General features: G+C 70.8%; 14 protein-coding genes. 8 read left to right on the forward strand and 6 right to left on the reverse strand.

What is annotated here, in order from left to right:
• The first annotated feature begins 24 nt into the window (after positions 1–24).
• Positions 25–2,826, forward strand: a complete 2,802-nt coding sequence (locus ACFYPM_RS10080; protein WP_387193515.1) for a M14 family zinc carboxypeptidase — start codon at positions 25–27, stop codon at positions 2,824–2,826.
• A gap of 73 nt (positions 2,827–2,899) precedes the next feature.
• Here ACFYPM_RS10080 and ACFYPM_RS10085 read toward each other — a convergent pair whose 3' ends face one another.
• The 5 genes from ACFYPM_RS10085 to ACFYPM_RS10105 all read right to left on the reverse strand — a co-directional run bounded on the left by ACFYPM_RS10085 (position 2,900) and on the right by ACFYPM_RS10105 (position 13,654).
• The gene (locus ACFYPM_RS10085; protein ID WP_387193518.1) at positions 2,900–3,091 is read right to left on the reverse strand and encodes a DUF397 domain-containing protein; all 192 of its coding nucleotides are present in this window, start codon (positions 3,089–3,091) and stop codon (positions 2,900–2,902) included.
• Entirely contained in the window at positions 3,082–3,882 is an 801-nt protein-coding gene (locus ACFYPM_RS10090) for a helix-turn-helix domain-containing protein (RefSeq protein WP_387193521.1), read from the reverse strand. The genes ACFYPM_RS10085 and ACFYPM_RS10090 overlap by 10 nt, the downstream gene beginning before the upstream one ends.
• Positions 3,883–4,175: 293 nt before the next feature.
• Positions 4,176–8,441, reverse strand: a complete 4,266-nt coding sequence (locus ACFYPM_RS10095) for an FtsK/SpoIIIE domain-containing protein (protein WP_387193524.1) — start codon at positions 8,439–8,441, stop codon at positions 4,176–4,178.
• Positions 8,442–8,451: 10 nt separating this feature from the next.
• Positions 8,452–10,971 (reverse strand): WD40 repeat domain-containing serine/threonine protein kinase, encoded by a 2,520-nt coding sequence (locus ACFYPM_RS10100; RefSeq protein ID WP_387193527.1) that lies wholly within the window; start codon positions 10,969–10,971, stop codon positions 8,452–8,454.
• A 124-nt stretch (positions 10,972–11,095) separates the two neighbouring features.
• Positions 11,096–13,654, reverse strand: coding sequence for a WD40 repeat domain-containing serine/threonine protein kinase (locus ACFYPM_RS10105; RefSeq protein ID WP_387193530.1), 2,559 nt, complete (start codon positions 13,652–13,654; stop codon positions 11,096–11,098).
• A 169-nt stretch (positions 13,655–13,823) separates the two neighbouring features.
• On the opposite strand from ACFYPM_RS10105, the gene ACFYPM_RS10110 reads away from it, so the two are divergent.
• The 4 genes from ACFYPM_RS10110 to ACFYPM_RS10125 are packed head-to-tail and all read left to right on the forward strand — an operon-like array spanning position 13,824 to position 15,806.
• The gene (locus ACFYPM_RS10110) at positions 13,824–14,135 is read left to right on the forward strand and encodes a hypothetical protein (protein WP_387193533.1); all 312 of its coding nucleotides are present in this window, start codon (positions 13,824–13,826) and stop codon (positions 14,133–14,135) included.
• Positions 14,128–14,424, forward strand: a complete 297-nt coding sequence (locus ACFYPM_RS10115; RefSeq protein ID WP_357250008.1) for a WXG100 family type VII secretion target — start codon at positions 14,128–14,130, stop codon at positions 14,422–14,424. Before ACFYPM_RS10110 ends, ACFYPM_RS10115 begins: the two co-directional genes overlap by 8 nt.
• A 15-nt stretch (positions 14,425–14,439) precedes the next feature.
• Positions 14,440–15,522: a hypothetical protein gene (locus ACFYPM_RS10120; protein WP_387193537.1), complete on the forward strand. Its 1,083-nt coding sequence runs from the start codon at positions 14,440–14,442 to the stop codon at positions 15,520–15,522.
• The gene (locus ACFYPM_RS10125) at positions 15,522–15,806 is read left to right on the forward strand and encodes a hypothetical protein (protein ID WP_387193540.1); all 285 of its coding nucleotides are present in this window, start codon (positions 15,522–15,524) and stop codon (positions 15,804–15,806) included. Before ACFYPM_RS10120 ends, ACFYPM_RS10125 begins: the two co-directional genes overlap by 1 nt.
• Positions 15,807–15,895: 89 nt before the next feature.
• Here ACFYPM_RS10125 and ACFYPM_RS10130 read toward each other — a convergent pair whose 3' ends face one another.
• Positions 15,896–17,956, reverse strand: coding sequence for a cellulose binding domain-containing protein (locus tag ACFYPM_RS10130; RefSeq protein ID WP_387193543.1), 2,061 nt, complete (start codon positions 17,954–17,956; stop codon positions 15,896–15,898).
• 444 nt (positions 17,957–18,400) lie between these two features.
• Here ACFYPM_RS10130 and ACFYPM_RS10135 point away from each other — a divergent pair, with 444 nt between their 5' ends.
• The 3 genes from ACFYPM_RS10135 to ACFYPM_RS10145 all read left to right on the forward strand — a co-directional run bounded on the left by ACFYPM_RS10135 (position 18,401) and on the right by ACFYPM_RS10145 (position 21,956).
• Positions 18,401–19,756, forward strand: coding sequence for a PHB depolymerase family esterase (locus ACFYPM_RS10135; protein WP_387193546.1), 1,356 nt, complete (start codon positions 18,401–18,403; stop codon positions 19,754–19,756).
• Positions 19,757–19,973: 217 nt separating this feature from the next.
• Complete coding sequence (locus ACFYPM_RS10140; RefSeq protein WP_387193549.1) at positions 19,974–20,411, forward strand: hypothetical protein; 438 nt, start codon at positions 19,974–19,976, stop codon at positions 20,409–20,411.
• A gap of 57 nt (positions 20,412–20,468) precedes the next feature.
• On the forward strand, positions 20,469–21,956 hold the full coding sequence (locus tag ACFYPM_RS10145) for a hypothetical protein (protein WP_387193552.1): 1,488 nt from the start codon (positions 20,469–20,471) through the stop codon (positions 21,954–21,956).
• Positions 21,957–22,024: the final 68 nt, after the last annotated feature.

Below are 22,024 nucleotides of genomic sequence, written 5' to 3' on the forward strand. Positions count from 1 at the left end.
TTCCCGAGAAGGGAAACACGAGATATGTCCCCATCGACGCGCCCGTTCTGGACGGTCCCCCCGAAGCGGCTGGCGAGTGCCGCCACGATCGCGCTCCTGCTCGGCCTGAGTCCCCTGCTCGGCGGCACCTCGACCGCGAGCGCCGCCCGCCCCTCCACCTGCAGCGACGACCCGACCGCCCGGCTGAGCACCGTGCCCGCACCGGAGGCCGTGTTCGGCTTCCCGCTCGGCGTGGGCCAGGAACGGGTCGTCACCAACGCGGAGGTCCGCACCTACCTCGGGGCGGTGGACAGCGCCTCCGACCGGGTCGTCACCGGGGTGCTGGCCACCAGCGTGGCCGGGCAAACCCTGCCGTACGCGGTGGTGTCCAACGAACGCCACGTGCGGCCCGCCGCGCTGCGCCGGATCGCCGACGACGTACGGGACCTGCGTGATCCCCGTCGGACCAGCGCGCGGACGGCCGCCCGCACGGCGAGGGACAGCCCGGCCATCGTCTGGGTCACCGCGAACGTGCACGGCGGCGAGAAGAGCGGCACCGACGCGGCCCTCAAGACGCTGTACGAGTTGGCGGCGGGCCTGTCCTGCGAGGTCGCCCGGCGCAACGACAACCTGGTCACCATCATCGTGCCGACCCAGAACCCGGACGGCCGCGACGCGACCCGGCGGCAGAACGAGTTCGGCTTCGACCTGAACCGCGACTGGTTCGCCCGCACCCAGCAGGAGACCGACGGCAAACTCGAGCTGCTGCGCCGATACCCGCCGCAGGTCTTCGTCGACGCCCACGAGATGGGTGGCAAGCAGTACTTCTTCCCGCCCAACGCCGACCCGATCCACCACGAGATCGCCGGCGAGGCGGTGGACTGGATCAACCGGATCGGCGAGGCCAACAAGGCCGGCTTCGGCTACAACGGCGCCTGCGACGACACCGCCATCACCGAGTGTTATTTCAACTACGACACGTACGACATGTTCTTCATGGGTTACGGCGACACCGTGCCGACCACCGGCTTCGGCGCGGCCGGCATGACGTACGAGAAGGGCAGCGCCTCGGCAGTCGCCGACCGGGTCCAGCAGCAGTTCCACACCCAGTGGTCGACGTTGGGCTGGGCCGCCGCCAACAAGCGCGAGGTGCTCGACGGCTACTTCGACATCTGGACCGACGCCCTCGCCCAGGGCCGGGCGGGCGCCCTCGAACCGAACGAGGTGGTGCAGCCCACCAACGAGGTCCAGTTCCCGGTGCCCGACCTCACGATCCGCTCGTACTTCCTGCTGCCCGACCGGCAACTCGCCGACGCCCGCCAACTCGTCGAGCGGCTGCGCCGGATGGACGTCGAGGTGTACGAGGTGCAGAAGGCGACCCGGGTGCCCACCGCACGGGTCTTCGGCGGGCGTAGCGCCACGAACGTGACAGTGCCCAAGGGCGCGTACTGGATTCCGATGGACCAGCCGCAGAAGCACTGGATCCAGGCCATCATGGGCGAGGATCCATACACGCCGTTCCCCTACTTTTACGACGTGTCGTCCTGGAGCAACCCGCTGCTGATGGGGGTCTCCACCATCTACACCGGCGACGCCGTCCGACCGAAGGCCCAGCTCGTCCGCGCGGTCTCCGGCGGCCGGACCGCCCCGGCGTGGCCGTGGGGTTCGTACACGTACCCGCTCGACTCGGCGGCCGCCGCGGAGCTGACGTTCAGCCTGCTCGGTCGCGGCGTGCCGCTGGTTCGTGACCTGAAGACCAGCCGGGTCGCCATCCCGGCGACCAAGCTGAGCCGCACTGTCGACGAGCTGGCCGAGTCGTTCGGGGTGACCCTCACCCCGGGCGGGCGGCCCACCGGCACCAGCCTGGCCCTGCCCGATGTCGGGCTGTTCCAGGGCACCGGCATCTCCACCACCGCCGGCTCGCACGGTGAGGCCCGCTACGTGCTGGGCAAGCGGTGGGGGCTCGACCTCACCCCGGTCACCACTGCCGACATCAACGACAACACCGAGGCGTTCACCGGTCGTACCGTGCTGCTGGTCCCGGACGGCAGCAGCGCGACCGGCGGTCTGACCGCCGCCGGTCAGGCCAACCTGCGCGCCTGGATCGCCCAGGGCCACACCTACGTCGGGCTGCGCAACGAGGGCACCCGGCTGGCCCGCGCCGCCGGGCTCACCTCCACCACCGAGAAGACCAAGCCGGCCGACTACCTGGTGATCGGCTCGCACCTGCGGGTCGACGTGGACACCGACAACCCGGTCGCCCTGGGCCGCCCGGCGGAGGACTTCGAGTTCAACAACAGCGACCCGATCCTCAACCCGAGCACCACCGGCACGAACGTGCTCAGCTACCCGACGGGTGACACGTTCTGGGCCAACGGCTACACCGTCGGCGCGGACGCCCTGAAGGGCACGGCGGCAGTGGTCGACGAGCCCACCGGCACCGGCCGGGCGGTGCTGTTCGCGTTCAACCCGCTCTTCCGGGCGTACAACGAGAGTGGCCTGCATTTGGTGGCCAACGCGCTGCTCTACCCGAAGGGCGCGCCGGACGGCCGGCGCACGGCCGGTCTCGACCCGGCGCGCGCCAGCGCCGCCGCCGCGCCGGTCACGCCGGACCTCGGCGGCGGGTGGCGGCCGATCACCGTCGAGGTCGCGGCGAGCGACCTGCCGCGCACCCGGGCCATCGTCGAACGCTTCACCACCGACGCGAGGACGTCCGCGAAGGACACCTCGGTGTACGTCGTGATCCCCAACCCGCAGGGCCTCCAGGTCGACGAACACCCGTTCGCGAGCGATCTGGTACGCGCGCTCCGCGACGCCAAGGTGCCGCTGCGGTCGGTGGTCGGCTGACGATCCCGCACAGCGGAAGCGCCCGTCTCCGTGGTCCCGGGGGCGGGCGCTTCGGCGCGTGTGCAGGGGTCGGTTATGACCGCCGGCTGACCTCGGTGACGAACGCCCGCCAGGCCACCGGCCCGAAGAGCAACGCCGGCCCGGTCGGGTCCTTGGAGTCCCGGACACCGACGATGCCGGGCAGGTTGTCCGCGACCTCGACGCAGTCGCCACCGCTGGAGCCGCTGCGGGTGGACTTGCGCCACGTAGCGCCGATCAGGTCCATGACGTCACCACTTCCTTCATCAGGTCAGTTGACTGCCGCCGGGGTAGGGCCTCGTTTCGCACGGTCTCCCACTTCGACAGAAGCGTAGCTATGTCATCGTCGTTGCTGATGACCGCCCCGCCAAGCTGGTTCTCCAACTGGCCGACCCATTTGCCATCGGCAGCCCGTGCCAGGATGAACGGACCGGTGAGCCCGGCGTGCATGTTCACCTCGCGCGGCACGACGTGAACACTGATGTTCGGACGCTCGACCAAAGTCAACAAGTGCGTGATCTGTCCGACCATGATCGCCCGAAAGTCTTCGCCCGCCCGTCGCAGTACCTCCTCGCCGATGACCGCAACGAATTGCGGTGCCTTCGGCTGGATGAGGATCGACTGCCGATCGAGCCGAGCCGCGAGCCGCTTGTCGACATCCTCATCACCCAGCGTGTCGTCGCAACGAATGACCGCTCGCGCGTAGTGCTCGGTCTGGAGTAGGCCGGGAATCAGGGACGGCTGCCAGGACCGAAGCTGAGTCGCGACGCGCTCGGCGTCCAGCCACGGCAGGAACCAGGAGGGTGCGCCCAGCTCTGCCACCATGCGCTGGAACAGGCCGCCGTTCTTGACTGCCCGGTCCGCGCCCTTGATGAAGTCCATCGTCAGCGCTCGCGTCTCACTCTCCACGGCACTGACATGGGAGGCGCTGAAACCGGCTCCCCGGCCGAAGGCCTCCTGCGTCATCCCGGCGGCCCCTCGGGCCCGGCGGATCTCGGTCACGATGAACGCGGCAAGCGTGTGCGGTAAGTCGGCCATGCGAAGCTCCCCAAGCCGGAAGATCAACCACTCGTGACAGTGCCCGGCGTTGACCGTCTCGTCAGCGCGGCCCGGGGCTGGCCACCGGGCTTCACCGTCCGAGCGTAGTGGTCTCCACAGCGGAGCGTCACTATCGGCGCGGCCTGAAGTTGGTTGATCCACTCGACTTTCCGGAAGTCGGGGTGTCAAAGGGCCGCCGACACCCCGACTTCCGGAAAGTCGAGCGGGCATTGCCGATTCTGCGCCGCTCGGGGCGCCACCCGCGCCGGGCTGCGGCTGGATCCCCGCCGGTCCTAGGCTACGGCCACCTGCACCAGCACCGGCGTCCGACCAGCAGTGAGATAGCCGCGCCCCGGCGGGCCGGTGAGGTACTGGTCGGGTTCGAGAGTGATGTTGTGGGCCACCGCCGCCGAGCGGTTGCCCGGGGCCAGCACGAGACGTGTCCCCGCCATCACGATCGCGTTGACCAGACGGGTGAGCGGGCTGGGAAACCCGGTCAGCAGGGGGGCGGCGTCCGCGGTGACGACCAGGGCCCGCCGCCCGCGAGCCGCGGGGCTGCTGATGTCGTCCAGCAGCGTGGGGCTGCTCGCGAAGCCCTGTTCGCTGGGGAGCACGGCGATCCGGTCGACGTCGTCGACGACCACCGCGTACGGCTCGTCGCCGAACCCGGCGACGGCCTCGCGCAGGTCGCTGTCCTTGAACGTGACACCGGTGAGCACCCGGAGCCCGGCGTCGTCGGGGAGCAGCTTCGGCAACGGGGACTGGAGTGGGGCGACGGCGAGTACGCCGATCCCCCGCCGCCGCAGCGCGTGCACCACGGTGGCCGCCGCGGTGGTGCGGCCCGTGCCAGCAGCACCGGAGATCAGCAACAGGTGGGAGTCGGCGTGGAACAGGTCGATGCCCACGGTGGTGTGGTCCGGCCCGCCGACGCCCAGCGGTATCCAGGTGGACAGCGCCCCAGTGTCGGCGCTCGACCCGGGGGCGGCCAGGTCGACGCGCGCGGGCAGGGCTGGGAACCGCCGGGGCAGCCGGTGCGCGGGTGTGTCGTGCGGTTCGACGGCGTCGGCGGTGCCGGATCGCGTCGGCAGGCACACCTGCACGTGCCGGCCGCTGCCGGCGTCGATGGCCCGTCCGGGGAGGGCGGGCGGGCTGGCCATGCCGGTCTGCAACTGCATCCGCCGGGTCTCCTCCTTGGGAAACGGCAGGAGCAACCGCCGGTTGTAGAGGGTCGGCAGCCGGTGGTTGAGCATGTCCTGACCACCGAACGGCACGACGTGCACCCCGAGCGGAGCGCCCGCGGTGATGACGCCGCGCAGGGTGGCGAGCAGGGACGTCTCGACGAAGGCGGGGTCGCTGTGATCCTCGAAGTGCTCCCAGCCGTCGATGACGACCACGATGTGCGGCCGTGCTCCGTCCGCCGGGGGCGCGCTGCCGGCGCGGCGTTGGACCTCCTCGGCCAGCCAGGTGACCAGCCGACGGATCCGGTCGGGCTCCGCTGCGGAGAAGACCCCTCCGCAGTGCGGCAACGCCGCGTACTCGGCCAGGCCCGCCGGGTGCCGTTCCACGACGTACAGGTGGGCCTGGTCGGGTCGGAAGCGGGCGGCCAGGCCGGTGATCAGGGTGCGGGCCAGTGTCGTTCGGCCGGACTGCGGGCCACCGGCGACGAGCAGGCGGTCGACTCCGGCCAGGTCGAGGAAGTCCGCCGGCTGCGCCTGGCGTGCCGGGTCGTCGGCCAGGCCGAAGGGCACGGCGGTCGCCGGTGCGGCGGCGGTCCATCGCGACGGCAACTCGTCCACCGTCAGAGTGGCCGGCAGCGGGGGCAGAATCGGCCGGAAGGGCGCCAACAGCCCGGACCGATCCGCGGCGTCCTCGATCGCGGCGATGGTGAGGTCCTGGTCGGTGGGTCCCGCTCCCCCGGTGGGTGCCGCGCGGGGGCGAGGGGTGCCGAGGTCCGTCGGGTTCAGGACGCGGACGACGGCCGGGGTGGCCCCACCGGTCGGCGGAGGGTCACCGAGGTAGCCGGATTGGAACGGTTGCGGGATCCGGGACTCCGCAGTGGTGCACAGGATCAGGCCACGGCCACGTAACGCGCCCGGGATGGTGGCGGCGTCGGGGACGCCGAGCACCTCCGTGCTGTCCGCCGGCTCGTTCTGGCGAAGGCTGATCCGCAGCGACACGTTGTTCTTCAACTCGGGCGAGAGCTTGCCCTGTAACGACTGCGTGGCCAGCACGAGGTGCATCCCGAGCGACCGCCCCTTCGCGGCGACGTTGACCAGCTCCTTGACGAAGTCGGGCGCGGCGTCCAGGACCCGACCGAACTCATCGAAGATCAGCACCAGGCGGGGCAGCGGCGGCAGGTCCGCCCCCGCCAGTCGCTTCTGCCAGTACCTGTCGATCTCCCCGTCGTGGCGGGCCAGCAGGGACTCCCGGCGGCTCACCTCCGCCCGGATCGAGGCGAGCACCCGGGCCGCCGCCGCGTCGTCGAACACGTCGGCGGCAGTCTCGCCGGTGGAGCGGATGAGCGCGACGACGTGCGGGCACCGTTCGAAGGGCAGGAAGGCGCTGCCGCCCTTGAAGTCGACGAGCACCAGGTTGAGTTCGTCCGGTCGGTTCGCCAGCAGCAACGACGTGACCAGGGTCTGCAGCAGGATGCTCTTGCCGGCGCCGGTCGCACCGCCCAACATGGTGTGCGGTCCCTGGCCGGCGAGGTCGACGTACACCGGCCCGGTCGCGTCCGCACCGAGCACGACGCGAGTCCGTGGACCCCGCCCCCGCTCCCAGAGCGCCCGCACATCGTCGCCGCTGGGCGCGCCGAGGTCCAGGAGGTCGAGCAGGCGTACCGCGCCGGGGATGGCCTGCTGGGCGGCGCCGAGTGTCGCCCGGTCACGCATCGGGGCCAGGGCCCGCGCCAACCGCTCGGCGGTCACCGCGTCGAGCGTGTCGGCCCGGACCGTCACCGGCGGGCCGTCCGGGCTGCGAGTCACCCGTGCCGACTCCTCCGCCGTCTCGATCAGACCCCGGCACTCGTTCATGCTGTGCCGATCGGCGCAGATGAGGTGAACCCCGACCGCCGGCCCGTCCCGCAGCACCTCGTCCATGCCCGGCAGGTCCCGCAGCGCCAACGCGCCGTCGAGGACGACGACCAGGTCGTCGAACTGCTGCGGGCCGCGTTCGGCACGCCGCGTCGCGATGAGGGTACGCAGCTCCCGTACCCGGTCGGCCCGGGTCGCGGTCGTGTTGCCGACCCGGCAGGAGTACGTCGCCGGGTCCCCCGCGTCGACGTGCGGCAGCCAACGTGCCCAGGCCAGACGGCCGCCCTGATCGGCGCTGAGCAGCACCATCCGCAGGTCGTCCGGGCCGCGCAGGGTGGCGAGCTGAACCAGCAGCCACCGCAGGACGGCCTGCACCGACTGCTCGGCGCCGGTCACCCCGAGCACCCCGATGGTGCGCAGGTCCACGGTGACCGGGACGGCCGACAGCCGCGGCGGACGGAAGCCGGTCCAGGGCTCCCCGCGTACCATCACCGATGCCGGCTCGTCGGCGACGCCGACCCGCAGTGCCAGTGCGTGCGGTGCGGACGCCCGACGCGTCCACAGATCGACGCGGGCGCCCCGGGCGATGTCGACGATCTCGGCCGGGCTCGGGGCGAGCGCCCGGCGAACCCGCTGCTCGGCGTCCACCTGGGTGGCGATCGTCGCGTCGACGACCTTCCGGGCCGCGGTGAACTCGGCCTCGCGCTCCGCGTCCTGCTTGTTCTGCGCGTGCTGGTGCAGCAGCAACCCCCCGATGGAGACCACCGCGCCGAGCAACAGGATGGGTGACTGCGTGAGCAGCGCGGCCCCCACGGATCCCCCGGCGCCTAGCAGGTACGCGGCCGCGACCGGGCCTCGGGTCACGCTCGGCTGAAACGGCAGGGTCACCTCGACGGTGGGGATGACCGGGGCGTGGCCGAAGGCGCGGTCGAAGTCGAGCCGACCGTCCGGGGCTCGGACGAGTCGCCGCGCCCCGGCCGGCACCGGCGTCCACCGCAGCTCGTTCCCGCCGATCTGGAGCACGGTGTTCGGCGCGACGACGGCCCGCTCGGCGATCCGCACGCCGTCGACGTACGTACCGTTGCTCGATCCGCCGTCGGTGACCGTGGCCGTGCCGTCCGGGGCCACCTCCAGCAGCGCGTGCGTGTCCCGGGAGACGTCGGTGTCGCGCAGTGGCAACGCCGCCGCGGAACGACGAGCTATCGGGTGGACCCCGGCGCGCAGGGCGACGGCCAGGCCGGCGTCCGGGCCACCCACCACCTCCAGCACGCCCGCGGCGCCGTCGGTGGCCAGGCGGCCGACCGGCCCGGGTCCACCCACGCTGAGCACCGAGCCGCGCAGCAGTGGACTGTTGCCCAGGGTCGCGGCCGGGTCCAACGCGACGGCTCCGACGAAGCAGCGCCGGCCCGCCACGGAGACGGGCAGCCCCGCGAGCACGGACCGCACGCTGCTGGTGGGCGCGGCGACCACCTCGACATCGTGTGCGGTCCCGGTACTGCGGTCCCACACGGTCAGACGCAGGATCATGATTGTGCCCTCACCTGTCCGAGCCGTACGTCCACAACCACAGCCCCTCGTCGCCGCCCAGCGCGGCAGCGCCGGCGGCGCTCAGCGCCACCGCGTCGAAGTCCAGGTCGGGGCCGGAGAAGGGTCCCGTCCGGTACAGGTGCGCCGTCCGGCCGGTCGTGGTGCGCCAGACGCCGATCTCGTCCCGCTGAGCGGTGACGAAAAGGTCGTCCGGGCCGAATGCCGTGGCGCTGAACGTGCCCTCCCCGCTGACCAGGGTGGCCAGGATCCGGTTGGAGCCCGTGGCGCGGATCAGCACATCCCCGTCGGCGGAGACGTCCGCCCACGGCGTGACCGGCCCGTCGATGCGGGGCGCGTCCTGACCATTGGCGGTCTGCCAGGCGCGCAGGGCACCCCGCTGGTCGAGGGTCATGAGCACCTGACCGTCCTGGCTGAAGCGGATCGTCGTGACGTCCGTCTGCCGGGTGACCAGGTCGATGCGGCTGTCCGGAGACAACAGCGGCCACACCTTGACATCACCCTGGCCGAGAGCCGCCAGGCTGGTCCCCTGCGGGGTGAACAGCAGGCTGGTGACGGCGTGTCCGACGGTCAGCGTGCTGGTGTTCTGGAGGTTGGCGACGTTCCAGAGCTTGATGACGCCGTCCATCCCACCGCTGGCGAACGTCTTCCCGTCCGGACTGAAAGCCATGACGTTGATCCTGTTGGCATGCCCCGGCATGACGGCCGCGGCCCTGCGGTCGGCGACGTCCCACAGCGTGATGCCGAACGTCTCGGTGTTCGCACTGGCGAGTGTCGCGCCATCCGGGCTGAACGCCACCGCGCTGACCGGGTCGTCACGCAGCGCCACCAGCGCCGCCAGCCGCTGGTGGAGGTACAGGTGACCGCTCGCGATCAGGCCGGCCACCACCACGACGGACAGCACTGCCCACGGCCGACGCGACCCGAGTGGTCGGAGGGCACGCGGTGACCAGCCCGGCGCCGCACGCGAGCGGTCGGCGATCCGGACCTGGCCCGGCGCGGTGGCACGCAGTTTGTCGACCAGTTGCGTCGGGCTGACCCCGACGACATCGGCGACGACCCAGACCGGGCTCCTGCCGTCCTCTTCGTGGAGGACTCCGGCGTTCCTCCACGCGTCGACTGTGGTCACCGGCACGCCGGCGGTCAGCTCGACGCCGATCCGGCTGTGCGGGGTGGACCGGTCAGCTCCCGGCCACACCGCGATGCCGGCGACGTTCTTCCACAGCACCTCCGCTGGCGACCCGCGGCCACCGTCGAATCGCACGGAACGGCTGCCCACACTCAGCTTGCCGTGCGGAGGATCGACGATGCTCCACAGCATCCAGACCCCCACCACCGGTGGCAGGAGGACGGAGGGGAACACCGTCCATCCGGGCAGACCCAGAATCGACACCACGCTGACGACCAGGAGGGTCACCCAGAGCACGCCGCCGAGAAGAACCAGCCGAGCGGGGACGTTGATCCGGCGGATCCGCCCGGGCACCGCGACCACGAAGCCGATTGTCGACGAGGCGCTCGGGTGGGCCGCCGCCGGTCGCTGGCGAGGTGGTGGGGGGCCGCTCGGCTGCACGGTGGTGGCCTGCCGCTCCCAGGATTCGCCCTCCGGCTCGGGGTCGTTGTCGGCAGGAGCGGGTCGTTCGGGCGCCGCGGCTGCTGGGCTGTCCCGCCGGCCGGTGACGGCCGCGCCGACCGGGACGTCGAGGAGGCCACGGGCCTGTTCGACGGTGAGTCGTTGCGCCACGTCGCGGGTGAGCAGGCCGGCGATCACGGTGGCCAGCGGCGCACCGCACCGGATGACTGGCAGATCGTCGTACAGAACGGCGTGCAGGGTGGCCGCGGTGGAGACACCCTCGAACGGAAGCTCGCCGGTGACGGCCTGGGCAAGGGTCACACCCACCGACCACAGGTCGCTCGCTGGCGTGGGATCGCTGCCGTGCAACAGCTCCGGAGCGAGATAGCCGGTCGAGCCCATCATCCCGTGGCGGGTCAGGCGGGCGTCGCCCGCGGCGCGCGCGATGCCGAAGTCGAGCAGCTTCACCTCGTCACCGGGAAGCACCATGATGTTGCCGGGTTTGACGTCCCGGTGCACGACACCGACCGAGTGCGCGGCCTTCAGCGCGTCCAGCACGCGTACGGCGATGGTGGTCACCCGATCCGGCGGCAACGCGCCATCCCGATCGAGGAGATCGGCAAGCGTCGGAGCGTCCACCAACTCCGTCACGAGGTAGGCGGCCTCGTCGTCGGCGGTCGCCGGCACGAGATCGTAGACCGCGACAACGGCCGGATGGTTGATCAGTCCGGCGGTACGCGCCTCGCGCAGCGCCCGCTCCCCGAACAACCGGCGCTCCTCGCCGGGCGGGCCGACGGGTGCGCGGATCTCCTTGACCGCGACGGTGCGCCCGATCAGTTCATCGGTCGCCCGCCAGACCACGCCCATGCCACCCCGGCCGAGGACGCTCTCCAGCCGGTAACGCTTCGCAACGAGCCGCTGCGCCGGCCGGGGATCTGACACCCTCGTGCTCCTCGCCATCGACCACTACAGTCGGTGCGAACGATACCCCGACCACCGGTATGGCGATGTCCGTCCATGATGGAACCCATCAGCGCATCGCGGCTGGTGCGGGCGCGGCTGGCTCTCAGCTGACCGAGTCGTACGTCCACAGCCAGAGGCCCTCGGTTCCGGCGAACGCGGCAATGCCGGCGGGACTCATCGCCACGGCATCGGACGACACCTCCTGGGCGGGGAAGATGCCCGGCTTGTAGAGGTGCGCGGTGCGACCCGTCGACGTGTGCCAGATCCGGATCTCGTCCAGGCTGGCGCCGATGAAGAGGTCCTTCGGGCCGAAGGCGGTGGCATCGAACGTCGCGCTCGAGTCGCCGACCAGGGTGGCCACGATCTGGTTGGAGCCGGGTGTGCGGAGCAGCACCTTCGAGTCACGGGTGGTCTCCGCCCACGGTGTGACAGCCCCGTCGACGCGGGTGCTCGGGAGGCCGCTGGCAGTCTCCCACGCCCGTGGAACCCCCTTCGGGTCGAGGGCGATGAACACCTGCCCATCCGAGGTGAAGCGGATCGTCTCACCCCTGATCGGCCCGGCTGCCGGGTCGGAGGACAGCTCGACGGGCTGGTCCGGGGAGGACAGCCGCCACAACTTGACATCGCTGTAGCCGAGTGCGCCGATGAGGTCCCCCGAGGGGGAGAACAGCACATCGTCGACGATGCCGCCTCGGTTGAAGGTGAGCGTTGCGGTGTTCTGCCGGCTGGCGACGTCCCAGAGCTTGACGGCACCGTCGTCCCCGCCGCTGGCAAGCGTCTTGCCGTCCGGGCTGAGCCGGAGAACGTTGATCTTCCTGGTGTGCCCGGGGATGGTGGCCACGGCCCGACGGGCGGCGACGTCCCAGAACGTGATGCTGAACGTGTCACTGTTGGCGGTCACGAGCGTGGTGCCGTCCGCACTGAACGTCAACGCGCTGGCCGGCTGGCGGTCCAGCTCCACCATGGCCGAGCGATGCTGCCGCAGGTAGAGGTGACCGGTCACGATGAGGACGGCCAGCAGCACGAGAGACACCACCGCAACGGGCCATCGCCGGCCGAGCGGCAGGAAGGCGCGGGTCGGGCCGTCCGGCGTGTCCTCGGTCGGACCGACGATCCGGACGTGGCCGGGAGCGATGGCACCCAGTTCGTTGACGAGGACCGTGGGACTGACCTCCAGGTCACCGAGGGTCCAGACCGGGCCAAGACCGTCCTGCTCGTGCAGCACCCCGCGGGCTTTCCACCGGGTCGTCGTCTCGGGCGGCGCGTCCGGCGTCAGCTCGACGCCGATCCTGGAGCGCTTGGCGGACCGGCCGGCACCGGGACCGACCGTGATGGCGGCGATGTGCGCCCAGAGCACATGCATCGGGGTCCCACGCCAGAAGTGCGTCCGGATGGAGCGGTTGCTCAGGTGGAGCCAGCCGTGCGGTGGGTTGACGACGGTCAGCAGCACGCCGACGCCCACCACCAGCGCGATGAGGACGACGGGGATCAGGGTCCAGTCGGGTCGGCCCTGCACCAGCAGCAGGGTGGCCAGCAGGCCGGTCACCCACAGGGCGGCGCCGAGCAGGACGATCCGGGCGCCGATGTTGGCGATGAGGGTCGCCCGCGGCACCACGGCCAAAAAGTTGACTGCCGGCTGCTCCGTCGCTGACGCGGGCGACTCGGCCGGGCCGGGCCGCTGGCGAGGTGGTGGAGGCCCGGCCGGCTGCACGGTCGTGGCATGCCGCTCCCAGGCTTCGTCCACCGCCGCCTCGGGGCCACTGTTGGCGGCGCCGGGCCGACCCAGCGCTCCAGCTGCGGCGGCGGAGCTGTCGCGCCGCCCGGGTGCGCCCGCGCTGACCGGGGCGTCCAGGAGGTCGCGGGCCTGCTCGACGGTCAACCGATGGGCCACGTCGCGGGTGAGCAGACCGGCGATCACCGTGGCCAGCGGCTCCCCGCACTCGATGGCCGGCAGGTCGTCGTAGAGGACCGCGTGCAGGGTGGCCGCGGTCGACGCGCCCCCAAACGGAAGCTCACCGGTCACGGCCTGGGCAAGCGTCACACCCACCGACCACAGATCGGCCGCCGGTGTGGGGTCGTCGCCATGGAACAGCTCCGGAGCGAGGTAACCCGTCGATCCCATCATCCCCTGGCGGGTCAGGCGGGTGTCCCCCGCCGCGTGCGCGATGCCGAAGTCGAGCAGCTTCACCTCGTCACCCGGAAGCACCATGATGTTGCCCGGCTTGACGTCCCGGTGCACCACACCGACCGCGTGCGCGGCCTTCAACGCGTCCAGCACACGAACAGCGATGGTGGTCACCCGATCCGGCGGCAGTGCCCCATCCCGATCGAGGAGATCGGCAAGCGTCGGAGCGTCCACCAGCTCCGTCACGAGGTAGACGGCCTCGTCGTCACCGCTCGCCGGGACCACGTCGTGGATCGCCACGACCGCCGGATGGTTGATGCGCCCCGCGCTGCGGGCCTCCCGCAGCGCACGCTCCGCGAACCGCTGACGCTCCTCGGTCGGAAGCCCGAGGGGTACGCGGACCTCCTTGACCGCGACGGTGCGGCCCATCAGCTCGTCGGTCGCCCGCCAGACCACCCCCATGCCACCCCGGCCGAGGACACTCTCCAACCGGTAACGCCCCGCGATGAGCTGGTGCGGCGACTGCGGATTCGGCACCTTCGCGCTCCTTGCCATCGGGCATTACAGTCGGTGCGAACCATACTCCGGCCGATCGCACCGCGTTGTCCGTCCACATAGGAGCGGATCGACGTCTCGCGCCTGGTGCGGCGGGTGATCCGGCTGGGTTCGACCGGGGCAGGCGCGACCTTCAGGAGGGCACGGGGCGATGGCGACCGGGTTCGGCTTCGACAGGGAGGCAGTCCTCCAGGCCGTGCAGCAACTGACAGCTGTGCGCTCCGGGCTGGAGGCGACCCGCCAGCAGGCCCGGCAACTGTCCGCGACCGGCTCCCGCGACGTCGACCTGGCCCTCCACGACTTCACCAACGCCGCGATCCAGCATCAGACCGGCCTGGTGGCCGCAGTGACAGCCGCCGCGGACCGGCTCGACGACGTGGTCAACGGCCACGACCAGCTCGACAGCGCACTGGGCAGTCGGCTGTCGACCAACCAACAAGCGAAGGGGCACATCAATGAGTGACGTCAGCGTCGGTTACGAGGGCCTCCAGTCGGCGGCCCGCACCCTGACCACGGGGCAGGAGGAGATGACCCAGAAGTTGAACGCCCTGAAGTCGATGATCGACCAACTGGTCAACAGCGAGTTCCGCACCCAACTGGCCTCGGGTCGCTTCCAGGACTCCTACCAGCAGTGGACCACCGGCGCACAGAACATGATCGGCGGCCTGGAGGGCATGTCCACGTTCCTGGTCGGCGTCGTCCGCGAGCACCAGGACCTGGACGCCAGGCTGGCCGGGGGCATCAACGGCTGATCATCACCTGCCGACATGGAAGACTGGCACGTCCTCAGCATCTACGACGGCGATCCGACCCCGGGCACGCCCGCCTCGATCACCGCGATGGCGACCGCCGTGCAACGTCGCGCCGCGGAGATCAACGGGCACGCCGCGCGGCTCAGATCCGTCGCGGCCAACAGCGGCGCCATGAGCCTGCGGGGCGACTACGCCACGACCGTCGATCGCGAGCTCGGGCGACTACCCGGTACGGCGAAGACCCTGGCCGACGCCTACCTGGCCGCCGCCAAGGCCCTGTCGGCGTTCGCGAACGATCTCACCCAGCTTCAGGTGCACTCGCGCGGCGCACTGCGGATCGGGATGACGGCGGACAGCCAGTACCGGGCCATGCTCCAGCAGTTCTGCGGACTGACCGGCATGCGCACCTACGGAGCGGGGGTCTGGCGTGGTCTGAACGAGTCGTACGCGGCCCAGCTGCGCGAACCGGTCCGCTCACAGGCTCTGGGTGTTGCCCGCAACGCGCGACTCTGCGAGGCGGAACGCGAACGCGCGCGGGCCTCCGCGCTCCAGGCGAAGGACCGGTACACACAGGCCGCCGCCCGCTGCGCGGCTGCCCTCCGGGACGCCCTACGGGGACTGCCGAAGTCGGCGGCTGTCACGCGCAATGATCCCGAGGCAGTAGAGGACCTCTTCGGTATGTCCTCGAATGGCGCCAAGCCCCTCGGCGGCACCTCCGACGGCCCGGACGGTCTCAACCGGGTTCGTGGCAAGGGGTCCGGGCCGAAGATGCCGATAAAGATGGATTCGGTGCGGCGCATCGCTGCCAAGTACGGCATCGATCTTGCCGGCGTCACGATAAACATCAAGGACAGCAAGGCGGGCCGTCACGGAGTGACCAGACCCGACGGGTCGGTCGATCTCTGGCGGGACGCCTTCCGGAGCGAGGAGGATCTGGCCCGTACGCTCGCGCACGAGCGATTCCATGTCGAAGAACTCCGCCGAGGGCTCCCCTACCCTAAGAACAGTGATGAGGCTGTCCCGTTCGAGGATCGGGCCTACGCGTACGAGGACGAGTGGTGGGACAGCCACTCCATCAGGCCGGAAGGAACGCGGTGATGGCGACGTTCGATGAGTGGTTGGACGCGTACGACGTCGTCTACGAGGCGCTGCCGGCGCAGTCCGACCACGCCTGCCCGAACTGCGGCCACCGGACGCTACGGATGGTGTTCAACGCGCGGCCCGGCGCCGACGTCGGGTATGTCTCCTTCTGGTGCGACACCTGCCTGGAGGGGATCTCCGTGTCCCGGGCACCCATCCCCGCCGGCGCCACCGTTCGTTCCACCGACAAACCGGTCGAGGAGCGCAGGCCCGCCATTCCGAATTACCGCCTCGCGACGTAGGGCACGCGTCAGAGCCCCTGGCCGACAGGTGCGCTCGGAGCGGAGGTCCGGCTGGCCCGAGCGCACCGGCCAGCCGGACCACGGCAGTGTCAGCCGGTCGTGCAGACGGTGCCGTTGAGGGTGAACGCCGTGGGCAGCACGTTCGGCCCGCCGTACGCCCCGACGAAGCCGGCGCTCACGCTGCCGCCGGCGGCGATCTGCCGGTTGTCGTCGGTGGGCGTGACCCGCACGGCGGTGCCGGTCTGCTCCCAGGTGGCACTCCAACCGCTGCTCACCTGCTGCCAGCCGGTCGGCCAGGTCCAGGTGAGCGTCCAGCCGTTGATCGGGTTGGTCCCGTTGTTGCTGATCTCTACGCCGCCGATGTAACCGTTGCCCCAGTCGTTGTTCGTGGTGAAGCGGACGGTGCATGCACTGTCGGCGGGGCTGCCGGTGGCGAAGGTGAGCGGTGGTGAGGCCCAGGACACCCGCCCGGCGGTGTCGCGGGCCAGCACGTTGACTGTGTACCTGCTGCCCGGCACCAGGTTGCCGACCGTGAACGAGGTGCTCGTCGTCTCGCCGAGCTGCTCGCTGACCGCGCCATACTGCCGGTGCACCTCGTACTTGGCGATCGGGCTGCGGCCCGGCGTGGCCGCCGGCCAGGAGATCGTCGCGGCGCGGTCGGTGATCTCGCTGGCGGTGGGCTGGCCCGGCGCCGACGGGCGGCCGGCGGTCGCGTCGGCCGGGCGCAGCACGAGCGTCGTCAACGAGTACGCCGGCAACGTCCGACTGGTCGCGGAGCCGGACTGGCTGGTGGCGATGCCGGTGGCGCCGTTGGTGAGGGTGGCGACGGTCGGCGCGGCGGCGGACGGGGTGAACCCGGCGTAGTCGATGGCGACCTCGTGCGCCGCGTCCGGGTCCTTGTTGACCAGCAGCACCGCGAGATCGCCGTTGCCCCGGCGCACGGCGTGCGCGCTGACCAGCGGCTCGTCGGTGCCGGCGCGGATGAACTGGTCGCCGGTCTTGGCGAACAGCCTCATCATGCCCAGCCCGTGGTACGGGGCGAACGGTGTGTTCAGTGGTGGCTCGCAGACCGAGCCGTCCGCGGTGCAGGTGCCACTGGAGAGCATCCCGAAGTCGTTGTAGTCGGTCTGGCCGGCCACCTCCGACACGGTGCCGATGCCGTTGTGCACGTTCCACCAGTGCACGGTGAAGACGCCGTTCGCCAGCAGTTCGCTGTAGGCGTCGGCCAGGAAGAGCGCGGCCGGTTGGGTGGTCCGGCCGGCGTCGACGTTCAGCTCGGTGAGGCTGATGCCGATGCGGTCGGCGTTCGGGCCGGCGTACCTGCTGATCTGCTGCCGCAGCAGGTAGGTCGCGTCGGGGACGTGGTTGGTGCGGGCCAGGGACTCGGCGGCGGTGCCGCCCGGGTACCAGTGCACGTCCACGAAGTCGATCTTCGGGCCGGCGAGGGAGAGCACTGTCTGGTTCCACGGGCCGGGGTCGCTGCCGGCGGTGATCCCGTCCGGCCAGTTGCCCGGCATCGTCAGCACCGCGCCGACCTTGACGCTCGGGTCGACCGCCTTCATGGCGTCGGCGTACTCGACGACCAGGCGCGCATACTGTGTCGCGCTCTTGTCCGGGTGGTCGTCCGCCTCCCACGCGGACCCGTAGTGGCCGTTGCCGTAGTTCTCGTTGCCGACGGTCCAGTACCGCGCGCCGTAGCCCTTCGTCACGTTGGCGTACCGCACCCAGTCGGCCGCCTCGGCGGGAGTCCCGGTGCCGTAGTTCGCGATGATCATTGGTTGTGCGCCGACCCGCTGGACCGCCGCCATGAACGTGTCGAAGTCGGTTCCCGGCGCGACGTAGCCGCCGGGGGCGGTGTGGTCCTTCCAGTGGTAGATGTCGGCGTACGAGCCGCCGGGGTACCGCATCATCTGCACACCGGCGTCGCGCAGCAGGTCCGACGTCTCCGTGGTGCCCAGGTTCTGGTCCCAGATGGCGTGGTTGACGCCCAGCGCGGTGTCGGGCACGGTCGCCAGCCCCGCGCGGGCGTTGACTGTCACGGTGACCGGGTCGGGGGCCGCGCTTGCCGCCGGTGGGTTGATGCCGGCGAGCGCGGTCGCGGCGAGCAGCGCGCTCGCCACCAGGGACGCGCGCCTCCTGTGGTTCTGCATGGGCTGGGGTTCCTTTGCGGGAATGAGTGCACGGATGGCTCTCGGCGGTCCATCGCTCGTCGCACCCGTCCCCCAGCACCCGTACCGGATCCTGGTTGCCCTGGACGGACATCGGCCCCGCGCGCGGGGGTCATCGACGCACAAGAATGTCACGGCCGGATCGGGAACTTCAAGGCCGGCCGGTCAGCTGACGTCATACGTTACCGCTTGACGAACGGCATGTTATCGCTCACAGTCGATGTCGAGGCGAACAGCGTTCGCGGGTTGCCGGGAGAGCCCCCGCTGGTCAGCCTCGGCGTCACGACGCCCCCCGGGCATGCGGGGCGTCGCATCAGGACCTCACCACGGCCGCCGACGACGCGCGGCGGACGACGCGCGTCCGCACCCCACCGGAGCACCCCGTGCTGCCGCCGAGTCCCCGACCCAGCACCAGAGGAAGCGCCGATGAAATCAAGGATCGCACTGCTGGCCGCCGCGCTCGCGACCGCCCTGGCGACGATGACGGCCGTGGTCACGGTCGCCACCCCAGCGTCGGCCGCGACGCTCACCCAGGTGACCAACTTCGGCACCAACCCGACGAACCTGCAGATGCACCTGTACGTGCCGGACCGGGTCGCCGCCCAGCCGGCCCTCCTCCTCGCCCTGCACTACTGCACCGGCAGTGGCCCGGCGGTGCACTCCGGCTTCGGGCTCAGCACCCTCGCCGACCGCTACGGCTTCATCGTGATCTACCCGTCGGTGACCCGCAGCAGCAAGTGCTGGGACGTCTCCTCCCCGCAGGCGTTGCGGCGCGACGGCGGCAGCGACCCCATCGGCCTCAAGTCCATGGTCGACCATGTCCGGGGCCGCTACCCGGTCGATGCCAACCGGATCGCCGTCGGTGGGTTCTCCTCCGGCGCCATGATGACGAACGTCATGGCCGGCCTCTACCCGGACCTGTTCAACGCCGGATTCAGTTCCTCCGGAGTTCCGTTCGGCTGCTTCGCCACCACCAACGGCGCCGAGTGGAACAGCGAGTGTTCCGGCGGACGCATCGTCCGGACCCCGCAACAGTGGGGCGATCTGGTGCGCAACGCCTACCCCGGCTACACCGGCAAACGCCCCCGGATGCAGATCTGGCACGGCACCACGGACACCACGCTGAGCTACGTCAACTTCGGCGAACAGATCAAGCAGTGGACAAACGTCCAGGGCGTGTCCCAGACCCCCGCCTACACCGACTCCCCGCAGACCAGCGCCACCCGTACCCGGTACGGAGGCACCGGCGGCACGGCACCCGTCGAAGCCGTCAGCTTCCAGGGGTACGGCCACTCCATCCCGTTCGACGCCGCGCAGGCCGTCCGATTCCTCGGTCTCGACACCACGAGTCCCACCACACCGCCGCCGAACCCGAGCACGCCGCCGCCGGGCGGCACGGCCGGGCCGCTGCGCAACGTCAACGCCGGTCGCTGCCTGGACGTCCCGTCGAGGTCCCAGACGAACGGCACCCAGCTGGCGTTGTGGGACTGCAACGGCGGCAGCAACCAGCAGTGGACGCCGACCGCCGCGAAACAACTCCAGGTGTACGGCACGAAGTGCCTGGACGCCGAGGCCGCGGGGACCACGTCGGGCACCCGGGTGATCATCTGGGACTGCAACGGCGGCACCAACCAGCAGTGGAACCTCAACACCGACGGTACGGTCACCGGCGTGCAGTCCGGCCTGTGCCTCGCACCGAACGCCGCCGGCACCGCCAACGGCACCCAGCTGGTCGTCTCGACCTGCAACGGCGGGAACAGCCAGCGGTGGACCCGTAGCTGAACCGGGGGATCCGCAGTCGGTCACGCCCCCAGAGCGCGCCGACGACGTAAGGCCAGCCGGCCGCGCGGCCCGGGTCGGGAACTTTCCCGAGCCGGGCCGCGCCCCGCCTGGCACTGCCCCGCGAACCGCAGATCCCGATTGAGCACACTGCGAATTGTCAAGTTGGCGACACCTCCGTGAGGCCATGGCCGCCGCCACCACCAATACCATAAAGCGCATGTCACCAAAGGTCTCGATTGTCGCCACGGACCGCCACCGGGAGCCCGGTCCACGGCCAGACGCCGACGTGACCTTCCTGCCGTTCGCCGACGACGGCGGCGTTCCGGTCTACGACGACTCCGTCCCCGAGCTGATCGAGGAACTACTCGCCGCCCGGCTGACAGCGGGCACCTGGCACCCCCTCACGGAGTGCGAGTTCGTCTCGTCCCGCGGCGTGCTGACCGACTCCCTGATCCAGATCGCGGTGGGTATCAGCTCGTCCGCCGGCTGGTACGCGTTGCAGACGCTGTTGCGTCGGCGCGGCGGGCAGCAGCTCCGGGTGGTCGCGATCTTCGACGACGGCACCGAGCGTCGGCGCGCCGAGGTGACCGGAGAGGCGGACGACGTGGTGCAGGCACTGACGACGCTCGACCCGTTCGGCTCGGAGCCGACCTGATGACGCCCGCCGCAGCGAATCGCCGCCGAACCGGCGACGAGCGATCACCCAGGGCCCGTGCGTGAGGCCCCGCGGCTTCATTCGCCGCCCGTAGCGGAGGAACGCCGCCGACTCGTCGGACAGATCACGACCGTGCTGGAAGCGTCGTCGGTCGTTCAGGACCCGAACAGTCGACAGTTGCTGCTGCAGGAGTTGCGGCACGCGCTGGGCGGCGCGCTGGACTACCGCGAGGTGGGTGTGCTCCGACTCCAGCTCATCGCGCTGGTCACGGCCTGCATGGACCGAGCAGGTGGGCTGCGCTGCCTCGCCGAATGTCTCGAGCTGTTCGAGCCGGAGGGCAAACAGACAGTCGCGTTGCTGCGCCTGGCCGACGACTGGCAGGCGTACGAGTTGCTCTCCGACTACGACGTCGCCTGGTTGCGTGGGGAGCTGTCCACGCTCGACACGACCCCTGACCTTCGACAGTTCGTCGCCGAGATCCGCGCGACCCCCGCCCCACCCTGGTGCGAGACCGCGTGGGAGCTGTTCGCCCACCTCACGTCGGCGAACGCGCATGGCGAGGTGCCGTCCTGGCTCGTGCTGCTCGACCGGCTGGCACCGGCCGTGACACAGGCGTCGCTGCCCCGGCTGCGCCAGCTGTGCAGACAGCTGGCCACGGACTGGGGCGTCGCGGATCAGCTCGACGCCGCTCAGCCGAGCGCAGCGGCACCCACCCGCAGCGCCTATTTGGTGATCCAGTTCGAGAAGTACGGCGGCGACGACGACACGTACATCATGTCCCACTGGTATCAGTGGGCGTCGCCGGAGTGGCAGCCGATCCGCGGCGAGGATCGGCACGTCGCGTACGAGGAACTCGAGGCCGCCGTCGACCGGGTCGTCAACGAGGCCGAACGCCGTTGGGCGACGCGGGCCGGCGCGGTGACCATCGAGTTCGTGCTGCCCTGGCAGCTGATCAACGAGCCGGTCGACACCTGGCGCAAGGAGCTGCAGTCCGCGCTGCCAAGCCCCCTGACGACGGAATATCCCCTGGTGATCAGGAGCCTGGAGCGCAACCGGGCCAGCCACTGGCACCGGCTCTGGCGCAGCCGCTGGCAACTTGTCAGCGACCGCCCCGCCGAGCGCAAGCTGATCCACTGCGCCGCGCAGCTCCACGCCGACGTCCAGCTCGAAGCGATCCTCAAACGCGAGAGCGCGGTCGCCGTGCTGGTGCTCAGCGAGACCCCGACCGCCGACAGCATCGGCGAGCGGCAGTTGCTCGTCGGGCTGCGCTCCGGTGTGCCGGCCATCGTGTGGCACCGAGACCCACCGTCCAAAAAGGATCTATGCCAGACTGTTGCGTCGATGGTCGACGGTCGGGCGTCGGACACCGGAGTCACAGCCCTTCCGAACCACGTCGCGCACCTGCGACAGTTGGCGTGGAGCGAAGACCCGGAGGGGCTCCACAAGCACATCGGGCATGGCTTTGTGATGTTGTTCGACGATCCGGATCGGCAGCCCGGAGGGGCGGACTCCGCCGACGGCGACAGGCGAAAGGTCCTGGCATGAGCGGCAACGGCCAGCGGAGCACAGGGAACGCCGCCAGTCGGCGCACACAACAGCCAGGCGCAGGCGCC

It is taken from the genome of Micromonospora sp. NPDC005203 (genome assembly GCF_042872705.1).
Taxonomy (GTDB): domain Bacteria; phylum Actinomycetota; class Actinomycetes; order Mycobacteriales; family Micromonosporaceae; genus Micromonospora.

Excerpts from the sequence above, each read along its gene's own strand:
- ACFYPM_RS10080 (WP_387193515.1), top strand. The coding sequence starts at position 25 with ATGTCCCCATCGACGCGCCCGTTCTGGACGGTCCCCCCGAAGCGGCTG.
- ACFYPM_RS10085 (WP_387193518.1), bottom strand. The coding sequence starts at position 3,091 with ATGGACCTGATCGGCGCTACGTGGCGCAAGTCCACCCGCAGCGGCTCC.
- ACFYPM_RS10090 (WP_387193521.1), bottom strand. The coding sequence starts at position 3,882 with ATGGCCGACTTACCGCACACGCTTGCCGCGTTCATCGTGACCGAGATC.
- ACFYPM_RS10095 (WP_387193524.1), bottom strand. The coding sequence starts at position 8,441 with ATGATCCTGCGTCTGACCGTGTGGGACCGCAGTACCGGGACCGCACAC.
- ACFYPM_RS10110 (WP_387193533.1), top strand. The coding sequence starts at position 13,824 with ATGGCGACCGGGTTCGGCTTCGACAGGGAGGCAGTCCTCCAGGCCGTG.
- ACFYPM_RS10115 (WP_357250008.1), top strand. The coding sequence starts at position 14,128 with ATGAGTGACGTCAGCGTCGGTTACGAGGGCCTCCAGTCGGCGGCCCGC.
- ACFYPM_RS10120 (WP_387193537.1), top strand. The coding sequence starts at position 14,440 with ATGGAAGACTGGCACGTCCTCAGCATCTACGACGGCGATCCGACCCCG.
- ACFYPM_RS10125 (WP_387193540.1), top strand. The coding sequence starts at position 15,522 with ATGGCGACGTTCGATGAGTGGTTGGACGCGTACGACGTCGTCTACGAG.
- ACFYPM_RS10130 (WP_387193543.1), bottom strand. The coding sequence starts at position 17,956 with ATGCAGAACCACAGGAGGCGCGCGTCCCTGGTGGCGAGCGCGCTGCTC.
- ACFYPM_RS10135 (WP_387193546.1), top strand. The coding sequence starts at position 18,401 with ATGAAATCAAGGATCGCACTGCTGGCCGCCGCGCTCGCGACCGCCCTG.
- ACFYPM_RS10140 (WP_387193549.1), top strand. The coding sequence starts at position 19,974 with ATGTCACCAAAGGTCTCGATTGTCGCCACGGACCGCCACCGGGAGCCC.